2 protein-coding genes are annotated in these 12,541 nt (G+C 65.6%); both read left to right on the forward strand.

Features of this window, described 5'->3' with window-relative positions; all coding sequences use genetic code 11:
* The first annotated feature begins 149 nt into the window (after positions 1–149).
* Complete coding sequence (locus GP2_RS20165) at positions 150–11,123, forward strand: non-ribosomal peptide synthetase (protein WP_373278945.1); 10,974 nt, start codon at positions 150–152, stop codon at positions 11,121–11,123.
* A gap of 35 nt (positions 11,124–11,158) precedes the next feature.
* A partial coding sequence (locus GP2_RS21040) for an amino acid adenylation domain-containing protein (RefSeq protein WP_006902484.1) occupies positions 11,159–12,541 on the forward strand: 1,383 nt, incomplete at its 3' end.

Consider the following 12,541-nt stretch of genomic DNA (forward strand, 5'->3'; position numbering starts at 1 on the left):
TGCTGGATCAGTTGACCGCGAATCCTGAGTCGACGGTGGGTGACGCAGTTCTGTTGTCGGCTGCTGAGGAGCAGGCTGTTCAGGCTCTCGAGTCTGGTTCGACGCTGGAGTCGGCGGTGTTCGCTGGTGTGGTGTCGTTGGCTGATGGGTTGGTGCGGGCGGTTGGTGCTGATCCGGAGGCTGTGGCGTTGGTGTTTGGTGACCGGAGTGTCACTTTCGCGGAGTTTGGTGCTCGGGTGTGGTCGCTGGCGCGTGAGTTGATTGCGGCTGGTGTTGGTCCGGATGTTGCTGTGGCTGTGGCCATTCCGCGGTCGGTGGAGTTGTTGGTTGCGGTTCATGCGGTGATTGCTGCTGGTGGTCAGTATGTGCCGGTGGATCCGGATGCGCCGGCTGAGCGTGTTGGGTACATGGTTGAGGCTGCGGGTGCGTCGGTGGTATTGGTGCGTGCCGGGGTCGATGTTCCGGTGCCGGTTGTCGGTCTTGGTGAGGTCGAGGTGATCTCGGTTGACGCGTCGGCGGCGGTTGAGGCGGGTGTGGCTCCGGTGACCGATGCGGAGCGTCGTGTTCGGTTGTTGCCGCAGCATGCTGCGTACACGTTGTTCACGTCGGGGTCGACGGGTCGGCCGAAGGGTGTGACGGTGTCGCATCGGGCGGTGTTGAACCGGTTGGCGTGGATGGATGAGTGGTATCCGATCTCGGGTGGGGATCGGGTGTTGCAGAAGACGCCGGTGACGTTCGATGTGTCGGTGTGGGAGTTGTTCTGGCCGTTGATGTCCGGGGTGCCGTTGGTGATCGCGGAGCCGGGTCGTCATGGTGAGCCGGAGTATTTGCGTGAGGTGATCGTCGAGAACTCGGTGTCGGTGGTGCATTTCGTGCCGTCGATGTTGTCGGCGTTTGTTGATGTGTTGGGTGATCGACTCGGTGAGTTGACGTCCTTGCGGTATGTGTTCGCTTCGGGTGAGGCGTTGGCGCCGTCGGTGGCGCAGGCGGTGTTGTCGCGGTTGCCGGGTGTTGGTTTGCACAACTTGTACGGCCCGACCGAGGCTGCGGTGGATGTGACCGCGTATGAGGTGCGTTCGGGTGATGTGGTGGTGCCGATCGGTGGTCCGGTCCCGAATGTGGTGGTGCGGGTGCTCGATGGCCGGTTGTCGCGGGTGCCGGTGGGTGTTGCGGGTGAGTTGTACCTCGGTGGTGTGCAGGTGGCGCGAGGGTATGCCTCGCGTGCGGATCTGACGGCTGAGCGTTTTGTTGCCGATCCGTTCGGTGGGCCGGGTGAGCGGTTGTATCGGACTGGTGATCTGGTGCGGTGGAACGCGTCTGGGGATCTGGAATATCTGGGTCGTACTGATTTCCAGGTGAAGTTGAGGGGTCAGCGTCTGGAGTTGGGTGAGGTCGAGACGGCGGTGGCTGCGGCGCCGGGTGTGGTGCATGCGGCTGCGGCGGTTGTGGAGTTTGCTGGTGGGCAGCAGTTGGTGGGTTATGTGGCGCCGGCTGACGTGGATGTTGATGTGGTGCGTGAGTCGGTGGCGTCGGTGCTGCCGGAGTACATGCGTCCTACGGCGTGGGTGTCGTTGGATGAGATGCCGTTGACGTCGTCGGGCAAGGTTGATCGTAAGGCGTTGCCGGCGCCGGTGTTTGAGGCTGCTGAGTATGTGGCTCCGGAGTCGGAGGCGGAGGAGATCCTTGCCGGGGTGTTCGCTGGGTTGTTGGGTGTCGATCGGGTGAGTGTGGTCGAGTCGTTCTTCGATTTGGGTGGCAATTCGTTGTCGGCTATGCGGTTGGTGGCGCGGGCATCGGATGCGTTGGGCGTGCGGGTGGGCATTCGTGATGTGTTCGATGCGCCGAGTGTGCGGGAGTTGGCTGTTGCAGTGGCTGGGCGTCGTCCTGCGTTGCCTCCTGTGAAGCGGGTGGAGCCGCGTCCGGAGCGCATCCCGTTGTCGTTTGCGCAGCAGCGTATGTGGTTCATCAACCAGTTCGACACCTCGTCGGGCGCGTACAACATCCCGGCCGCGCTCACTCTCCCCGATACGATCGATCCGGACTTGGTCGCAGAAGCTGTGTTCGATGTGATTGAGCGGCACGAAGTGTTGCGGACTGTCTATCCGTCGGTCGACAACCGTCCGGTCCAATGCGTCCTTTCGGTACCCGAGGCCCGATCGAAGTTCGACTGGTCTGCAGTCGACTCGCTTGACGCCCTCGTCAATTCGACGACGGTCGGATTCGACGTCAGCACTGAATTGCCACTGCGGGGCCGGTTCATGCTCGATGATGCCGGGTTGCACATTGCAATAACCGTTCACCACATCGCGATGGACGGGCAGTCGATACCGATCCTGGTGCGAGATCTGTCGGCTGCCTATGCCGCCAGGTCCGAGGGAACCGACGCTCGCCTCCCCGCGCTCGACATCCAGTACGCCGACTACGCGCTGTGGCAACGATCGGTGCTGGGAGAAATGTCCGACGAGAACACGGTGCTGGGCGGACAGATGGCCTATTGGCGCGATGTCCTCGCAGGGCTTCCGGTTGTGACCGATCTCCCGATGGATCGTCCGAGGCCGCCGGTGTTGAGTACGGCCGGCGGGTTGGTCACGGTAGAGGTCGACGATTCTGTGGCCGGTCGGATCGAGGTCGTTGCCCGGGAACGGGCCATGACGGCGTTCATGATCACCGAGGCCGCGTTCGCGGCAACGGTCGCGCGCCTGGCGTCGACGAACGACGTGGTGATCGCCACGCCGATCGCCGGACGCAATGATGCAGCACTCGAAGACCTCATCGGTATGTTCGTCAACACGCTGCTGCTCCGTACACAGGTAGACCCTGGCACCCGCGTCGAGGATCTCCTTGAACATGTCCGGACGATCGTGCTCGACTCTTTCGCGAACGATCAGGTGCAGTTCGACGATCTGGTCAACCTGTTTGCGCCGGAGCGGTCTGCGTCGTATCAGCCCCTTGCCCAGATCGCCTTTACCTACACCGAGGCTGTCGACGAGAGAGCGGACGGCGCGATGACAGGTGTCGAAGCGAAGGCGGTGAACACCGGAGCTGTGGACGCCAAGTTCGACCTGACAGTCGCCGTTCGGGCGCGAGGCGCTGGTTCTCCGATGACAGTCGATCTCGTCTACGCAACAGAGTTGTTCGACGAGTCGACGGTTCGGCGATTCGCCGACGTGTACAGGCGGATTTTGACCGCGATAGTCGAGGACCAGCAGATCGCTGTCGGGGACATCGACATCGTGGGCGCCCAGGCGAACGTAGATTCAGTGCCGACCACAAAGAGAGTCACCAGGGAGACGACAGTGGGCCGAGGTGGAGATGTCGAGGAAGGCACACTCGTCGACGTGCTCGCGCAGCGCGATCTCGACCCGGATCATCTGGCTCTCATCTGCGACGGCACCGAGATCGACTACGACGAGTTCGAGACCCGCACCAACGCGATCGCCCGCGCACTGTTGCGCCGAGGTGTGCAACCCGAGGACGTCATCGCGGTTGGCATGGAGCGGTCGATCGGGTCGGTGCTCGCCACGTGGGGCGTCATCAAGAGCGGTGCCGCGTTCGTACCCGTCGACCCCGCCTATCCCTCCGACCGCATCGCATACATGCTCGATGACTCGCACGCTGCGCTCGGCATCACCGATGCTGCCACGAGGGATCGCCTCGGCGAGTCCCCCTGTGAATGGGTGGATCTGGCAGAACTGGAGGCAGAAGCCGAGTCCGGCGACGAGATTGCCGATTCGGAGCGGAACGGTTCGGTGCGCATGTCGAACCTCGCGTACCTGATTTACACCTCGGGTTCCACCGGGCGGCCCAAGGCGGTCGGCGTAACGCATACGGGCATCGTCGATTTCGTCAACTCTCTGGCCAAGATCACGACCGGAACGCCAGAGGACGAGCCTGACACCCGGATCCTTCACGTCGCGTCGCCGAGCTTCGATGCGTCGATCTTTGAGATGGCGTGGGCGATCCCCGCCGGGCATACGCTCGTGATCGCTCCGCACACCGAGTACGCCGGTGACGCACTCGCGACAGTGCTGGAACGCGACGAGGTCACCGATCTGATCCTCACGCCGTCTGTGTTGGCGACCGTCGATCCCGATCGTGCGGAGTACGTGCGCAACCTCGCCACCGGTGGCGAGGCGTGTCCTCCGGAACTGGTCGAACGCTGGTCGCAGCGTGGTCGCCGGATCTTCAACTGCTATGGACCCACCGAGGCAACGGTCTGGGCCACGCGATCACGGCTGACTGCCGGAAAGCCGGTGACGATCGGCAAGCCGATCGACGGATTCACCGTGCGCGTCCTCGACCAGCGGCTGCACGAGGTTCCACAGGGTGTGGTGGGCGAGCTGTACCTGTCGACCTCGGGTCTCGCCCGGGGATATCTCGGGCGGCCGGGCCAGACCGCGACCAGCTTCGTCGCCGACCCGTTCGGCGAGCCTGGTTCGCGGATGTATGCGACCGGCGACCTGGTGCGCGTGGGTAAGGGCGGCAACCTCGAGTTCGCCGGACGCGCCGATCATCAGGTCAAGATCAACGGCCAGCGTGTGGAGCTGGGCGAGATCGAGTCCGTGCTCGACGCGCAGCCAGGAGTCGCGCAGTCGGTGGTGATCGGGGTCGAGACGGAGCGCGGCGGACGCAAGCACACAGAGATCGTCGCCTACCTGGTGGCCAAGCCGGGCGCCACGATCGACAGTGCCGCGGTGCTCGACGAGGCCTCCACCCATCTCGCGGCCCACATGGTGCCCGCGCAGGCGATCGTTATCGACGAGATCCCGCTGACCCCGGCCGGCAAGCTCGATCGGACCGCGCTTCCGGCGCCGCAGGCCCCGAGACCCGCCGAGTATGTCGCGCCGGCCAACACGGTCGAGGAGGATCTCGCCCGGATCGTCGGCGGTCTGCTCGGTGAGGAGCGGATCAGCGTCACCGAGTCGTTCTTCGCCCTCGGCGGCGACTCGATCATGTCCATCCAGCTGTCGTCGGCGGCCAAGGCTGCGGGCTATCACCTGACGCCGCGAGAGATCTTCGAGCTCAAGACGATTCGCTCTATGGCTGCCTCCATCGCGGCATCCGGCGGGCCGGTCGAACTCGTCGAGGAGCTTCCGGGGGGTGGATCCGGCGACATGCCTCTGCCTCCGGTGGTGTCCTGGCTGGTCGAACATTCGGACGAGCCGTCGGATCTGGCCGACTTCTCGCAGGTGCTGGTGTTCAACCTGCCGAGCGCGGCGCAGGTTTCGGATCTGCAGACCGTGCTGGAGGCCATCGCTGCAGTGCACCCGATGCTGACAGCGGTCCTCGCCCTGACCGAGGACGGATGGACCCTGACCGCAGGGGAGGGTTCTATCCCGGCCGTGCGCGAAATCTTCAGTGAGGGTCCGATCGACGAGGCTCTGATCGAGGCGCACCGAGAACTACTCGGTGCCCTGGACCCGTCGACCGGTTCTCTGCTCGGAACCGCGGTCGTGAACGCAGACGGCACGCGTCGCCTCGTGCTCGCGATCCATCACCTCGGCGTCGACGCCGTTTCGTGGCCGATCCTGGTGGAGGATCTGGTGACGGCGTGGGCACAGCACAGTTCCGGCCGACCGATCGAACTCCGGCCCGAAGGCACCTCGGCACGTCGGGTGGCACATATTCTCGCCGACCAGGTGGACACCCGTTCAGCGGAGGCGGCGTACTGGCTCGAGCAGCTTCCGGAACATCCCACTTCATTCGGCGGAACGCTGGATCCAGCACAGCACCGCTGGCGGGACGACACTTCCTTCATCTACGCAGTGGACGACGTCGCCGGGAAGATCCTCACGACCGTTCCCGCTGCGTTCGGCGGCAGCGCCGATGACGTCCTGTTGGGTGCGCTCGCATGGGCCGTCCGTTCCTGGCAGTCGGAGAACGGTGTCAGCGACGACGGACCGGTGACCGTCCACACCGAGGGCCACGGCCGGTACGAAGGACTCGCAGGCGACTCCGGCATCGTCGACCTGTCCCGGACGGTCGGATGGTTTACAAACATCACTCCCATGGCGATCGATCCATCGATTGATGTCGTTCATGCCGTGAAGTCGGCAAAGGATGCACGTGTCTCGCGGCCCGCCGGAGGCCTCGGCTTCGGGATCCTGCGCTACAACACGGATGGCGAACTCTCCCGTCGTCCGCTCCCGACGATCCTCTACAACTTCTTCGGCGGGGGCTCGGCGCCGGTGGCCGAGATAGGTCCCGAGGACTTCCTTCCGGTCGCGGATGGACCTCATCTCCCGGCCACGGTGTCGGGTGCCTTGCATTCGTCGAGCATCTTCGGCCTCAACATCAGCACCGCCGGTCGAGACGACAAGCGACTCGACGCGGTCGTCACCTACGCGACCGAGGTCCTCGACGAGGCCGCGGCGTATGACATCGTCTCGCGTTGGCATGAGGCGCTGCGTGACATCACGCAGCTGGTCGATGCCGGCACCGACCTGGGCCTCAGCCGCACCGATGTGCCCGGGGTTCCGCTGACACAGTCGGACCTTGACCATCTGGCCGAGCGGTTCCCCGGAGCAGATGTTTGGCCGATGACCCCGCTCCAGCAGGGTCTGTTCTTCCAGGCGGATCTGGTCGCTACCCCCGGGGACGACGCTGGGCTCGACGTGTACGTGACGCAGACCGTCCTCTCATTGCGTGGCGACGTGGACACCGAGCGGCTGCGGAATGCGCTGACAGAACTGCTCGCCCGGCATCGAGTCCTGCGGTCCGGGTTCGTCCGCGTGCCGAGCGGTGCTCCGGTCACCGTCGTCCCGCCGCAGGTCGAGGTGCCGTGGAGCGTCATCGACGTCCGCTCGGACGATGGCAGGAGCCACCGCGACCGGGTGGAGACAGTGCTCGCCGCCGAGCGCACCGAGCCGTTCGACATGGCGCGGCCGCCTCTGATCCGCGTCGTCGTCATCGAGCACGTGGACGGCACAGAGGTGGTCATCACCAACCACCACCTCCTGATCGACGGCTGGTCCAGCCCATTGGTGCTCGCCGATCTGCTGACGCTGTACGCGACCGGGGAGACCTTCACCCGGCCGGGTGTCACCGGCAGCGACTTCGCCGACCACGCCCGTGCCGTCGCCACGGCAGACACCGAGGCGGGACTCGCCGCGTGGCGGGAGGTTCTCGCGCCCGTGACCGAGCCCACCTTGGTCGCGCCCGGGCATGAGCCGTCCGCTGACGCACCTCCTCGTGACCTCGAGTTCACGGTCGACGCGGATGTGACCGAGCGCCTGGAGGCGCTGGCGCGGGACAACTCGACCACCATGGCGACCGTCGTCCAGTTCGCGTGGGCCGTGTTCCTGTCGCGACTGACCGGGGTCCGGACCGTGACGTTCGGCGAGACCGTCTCGGGTCGGTCGGCGGACATCGACGGCATGGAACAGATGATCGGCATGTTCATCAACACCATCCCGGCTGTCGTCGACGTCGCACCCGATTCCACGGTCCTCGAAGTCCTTGCGGCGATGCAGGACGACAAGGTGAAGGTCCTCGACCACCAGCAGTTCGGCCTGCCGATGCTCATCGCGCAGAGCGGACTCCCGGTGCTGTTCGACACTCTCACCGTCTACGAGTCGTTCCCGGTGAACGTCGAATCGGTCGCGGGGATCGACCCGTCGGTGGCCGGCGGACTCCAGTTGGTCGATGCGCAGACGACCGATGCGACGCACTATCCGCTCAACCTCTCCGCATCACAACGCGGCGCCGAGCTGGCACTGAAGCTGAAGTATCTACCGTCGGCATTCGGCCCGGAGCAGGTCGACGTGTTTGCGGAGGTGCTGAAGGAACTGCTGGGTGCGATCGCCCGTGACCCGAACCTGACGGTTGGCCGGTTGCCGTTGCTCTCGGCAGATCGCGGTGCTGCTCTTGCTCCGGTGTCGGGTGGTCCGGCGTCGGCTCCGGTGCCGCTTCATGAGTTGTTCTCCGATGCGGCGCGGCGTGCTCCGGACACGGTGGCCGTTGTCGATGGCTCCGGTGTCCGGATGACCTACCGGGAACTCGATGAGGCCTCGAATCGGTTGGCGCGCTGGCTGATCGGTCGCGGCGTCGGTCCCGATCGGGTGGTCGTCCTGGCGATCGGGCGTTCGGCGACGTTGTTGACGGCGATCTGGGCGGTGGCCAAGGCGGGCGGCGCGTATGTTCCGGTCGATCCGGATTACCCGACCGACCGGGTCTCGGCGATGATCGAGGATTCCTCGGCGATGCTCGGCCTGGCGGTCGCCGAGTCTGGCGATCTGCCTTCTGACGGACTCGATTGGGTGCGGCTCGATGATGCTCAGATCGAATCCGAGGTCGCCGCACAGTCGGCGGTTGCGCTCACCGACGCTGATCGGCTCGGACGGGTCGCTGCGGGCAATCTGGCGTACGTGATCTTCACCTCGGGTTCGACCGGGCGCCCGAAGGGCGTGGCAGTCACTCATTCGGGCGTCGCGAACCTGGCACGGCAGGAGTCGGTGTGGCTGAGTGCGGGTGTGGAGGCGCCGGTTGTATTGGGCTTCGCCTCGCCGAGTTTCGATGCGTCGTTCTTCGAGTACATGCTCGCGATCGTGAACGCCGGGACGATCGTCTATCGCCCGTCCGAGGTGTTGGGCGGGCCCGAGCTGGAGTCGTTCATCACCGAGCACGGCGTCACGCACATGGTGTTGACTCCGTCGGTCCTGTCGACGCTCGACCCGTCGAAGGTGCCGAGCCTGCAGGTTGTCACGTCGGCAGGTGAAGCGGTCACGCAGGCGGTCGCCGATCGGTGGGGAGCTGTGGTGAGGTACCACAACCTGTACGGCCCGACCGAGGCTACGGTCTGGTCGTCGAGCAGCCCGCGGTTCACACCGGGCGACCCGGTTCGAATCGGCGGGCCGATCGGCGGCGTCGATCTGATGGTCCTGGATGCCGGACTGCGTCCCGTGCCGGTGGGTATGCCGGGTGAGCTCTACATCGCTGGACCCGCGCTGGCCCGAGGTTATTTGCATCGTTTCGGCCTGACCGCTGAGAGTTTTGTGGCTAACCCTCATGGTGATCCGGGTCAACGGATGTATCGCACTGGTGACGTGGTCCGCTGGCTGGCCGATGGTGCAGGTGGGCTGACCCTGGATTACCTGGGGCGTACTGACGACCAGGTCAAGCTGCGTGGTCTGCGTATCGAGCTCGGGGAGATCGAGGCCGTTCTCTCCGAGCACCCGGGTGTCGAGTCCGCGGTCGTCATCGGTGTCGGTGGTTCGGTCGCGTCGGCGCTTGCTGCCTACGTCGTGCCGTCGGCGGACACGGTGGATGTGTCGGAGTTGAAGGCGTTCGCCGGTCACCGACTCCCATCGCACATGGTGCCGTCGTCGTTCACCGTCATCGACGAACTTCCGCTGACGCCGGCAGGCAAGCTCGACAAGCGGGCACTGCCCGAACCGACGTTGCAGACCGGCGAGTACGTCGAGCCCGCCCCGGGTCTCGAGCGGACGGTGGCCGATGTGGTGGCCGCGGTCCTGGAACTCGATCCCGGCCGGGTCTCGGCCACCGCGAGCTTCTTCGATCTGGGTGGTAATTCTCTGTCGGCGGCGCGTCTTGCAGCGCGGCTGTCCGACCAACTCGGACTCTCGGTGTCGGTACGGGACGTGTTCGACGCCGGTTCCGTGCGAGAGCTCGCCGTGACCGTCGGTGCCTCCGTGGCTGCCGATCTGCCGCCGATCACTGCGGTCTCACCGCGTCCGGAGCGGCTGCCGTTGTCGTTCGCGCAGCAGCGCATCTGGTTCATCAACCAGTTGGAGCCGGAGGCGCCGACTTACAACATGTCGATCGGAGTGCGCCTGACTGGAGCGTTGGATGTGCCCGCTCTTCGATCTGCGGTGGCCGACGTGGTCGAACGTCACGAGATCCTCCGCACGACCTTCCCGTCGGTGGACGGTGAGCCCTTCCAGCTGGTCCACTCCGCGGGTTCGTCCGCGGCCGAGCCCGATTGGGCCGTGGTCTCCGATGAGGCCGAGCTGGTGGCGGCCGCCGGGACCGGATTCGACGTGGCTGCGGCACCACCCTTCCGCGTGCGGTTGATGAAGGTGTCCGACACCGAACACGTGCTGCTGGCCGTGCTGCACCACCTGGTCGGCGACGGTGAGTCGATGCGTCCGCTGATCGGTGACATCGTGGCCGCATACCTGGCACGGGCGGCCGGTTCGGCACCGCGGTTCGATCCACTTGATGTCCAGTTCGCCGACTATGCGTTGTGGCAGCGGCGCGCGCTCGGGTCGCCCGACGACCCCGCCTCTGTCGTGGGACAGCAGTTGGACTACTGGCAGCACCAACTGGCAGGCGCACCCAATGTACTGGACCTGCCCATGGACCGTCCGCGTCCCCAGGTTGCGACCCACCGTGGTGCATCGGTGTCGACGCCGCTGCCCGTCGAGGTGGGCGCGCGCGTGAACCAATTGGCCCGAGAGCGGGGCGTCACACCGTTCATGGTGATGCATTCTGCGCTCACGGTGCTGTTGTCGCGCATGTCGGCGACAGCCGACATCGTCGTGGCGACGCCGATCGCCGGCCGCGGACAGCAGGTCCTCGAGCCGCTTGTCGGCATGTTCGTCAACACTCTCGTGCTGCGCACCGAGGTGGAGCCACGGGTCAGGTTCACAGACCTCCTCGATCGGGTACGGTCGGTCGACCTCGAGGCGTTCGCCCATGCCGACGTTCCTTTCGAGGCTGTTGTCGACCGTGTCCAGCCGGTACGTTCGCAGGCGTTCGCTCCTCTGGCCCAGGTGATGATCACCGTTACCGACCACACCCCGGCGAAGGTTGATGCCTCGATCGACGCCGACGCAGGTGCCCTCGGAATCACTCCGGTCGAGGTCCCCGTCGTACCCGCGCAATACGATCTGAGTTGGACCATTGGGCTGAGTGCCGACGGAGATGGCGAGGTCCAGGTGGTGTACGCCACAGACCTGTTCGACGAACAGACCGTTCGTCGATTGTTGGAACGGTTCATCGACGTCCTCGACCATCTCAGTGCACATCCGGAGGCGTCGGTCTCCGATGCTCCCCTGCTGACCGAGACCGAGCGCGCCGAGGTTCTCGTCTGGTCGCGCGGTCCATCCGTCGGGGGACCGGCTGCGACCTTGATCGAGCTCGCGGCGAGTAGGGTCCGATGAGGAGTACTGGAGACAACGAGGAGAGTCGACGGAACGTGTCCGAGCTGATCAAGACGTCTACCTCGACACGAACTGCGTCGAATGCGGCGTTGGTGTGCGGCGAGCGTCGCGTGTCGTACGAGGAGTTTGCGGCGAGGGTAGCCGATTTGGCGCGGGGGCTGATCGCGGCCGGGGTCGGCCCGGAGGTTCCGGTCGGGGTCGAGATCGATCGCTCCGTCGAGCTGCTCGTGGCCGTGCACGCCGTCGTCGCGGCCGGCGGTCATTATGTACCCCTCGACCCGAACTTGCCCGAAGACCGCGTGCGGTACATGGTGGCGACTTCGGGGGCACAGCTGATCCTCGTGGCCGGTGACGCCGGTGCAGCGCAAGCCCGGTATGAAGGACTCGCCCCGGTCCGAACGGTGGACTGCAGCGGTCCGGTGCCGGACGCGGCACCGGTCACCGATGCGGACCGGCTCGGTCCGATCCTCGGAGAGACCGCCGCGTACACGATATTCACCTCGGGGTCGACGGGCCGTCCCAAGGGAGTCACGGTCTCCCACCGCGCGGTCGCGAACCGGCTTGCCTGGATGCGCGACTGGTACGACCTGACCGCCGACGACGTGTTCGTCCAGAAGACCCCGACCACCTTCGATGTGTCGGTGTGGGAGTTGTTCCTGCCGGCGACGATCGGGGCCACTCTGGTGATCGCGGCGCCGGGTCGGCACGGGGATCCCGCATACATCGCCGAGCTGATCGCGGCGGAGTCCGTCACCGTCGTACACTTCGTGCCGTCGATGCTGGCCGCGTTCACCGATGTCCTGGGTGCGCAGGTTTCTGGGCTGTCCTGTCTGCGTCTGATGTTCACCTCCGGTGAGGCACTCACCGCGGCGGTCGCCGGGCCGGTGCTTGAGATGCTGCCGACGATCGAGGTCCACAATCTGTACGGGCCGACGGAGGCCGCGGTCGACGTGACCGCGCAACGGGTGATCGCTGGTGACCGCGATGTCCCCATCGGTGTTCCTGTGCCGGGAACCCAGACGTATGTCCTTGACGCAGCTCTGAACCCGGTGCCGGCGGGAGTGCCTGGTGAGCTGTATCTCGGAGGAGTTCAGGTCGCCCGCGGGTACGCGGCGCGGCCGGACCTTACTGCGGAGCGGTTCGTCGCCGATCCGTTCGGTGACCCGGGCGCGCGGTTGTACCGGACCGGCGATCTCGTTCGCTGGAACCGTGACGGATTCATCGAATACCTCGGTCGCACCGACTTCCAGGTGAAGTTGCGTGGTCAGCGGCTCGAGCTCGGTGAGGTGGAGTCTGCCATCGCGAGCGCACCCGGCGTCGTTCACGCTGCGGCATCGGTCGTCGAGGGTCCGGGCGGACAGCTCCTCGTGGGTTACGTGGCCCCGGACGATGTGGATCTCGATGCTGTCGCCGCACAC

It is taken from the genome of Gordonia paraffinivorans NBRC 108238 (assembly GCF_000344155.1).
Taxonomy (GTDB): Bacteria; Actinomycetota; Actinomycetes; order Mycobacteriales; family Mycobacteriaceae; genus Gordonia; species Gordonia paraffinivorans.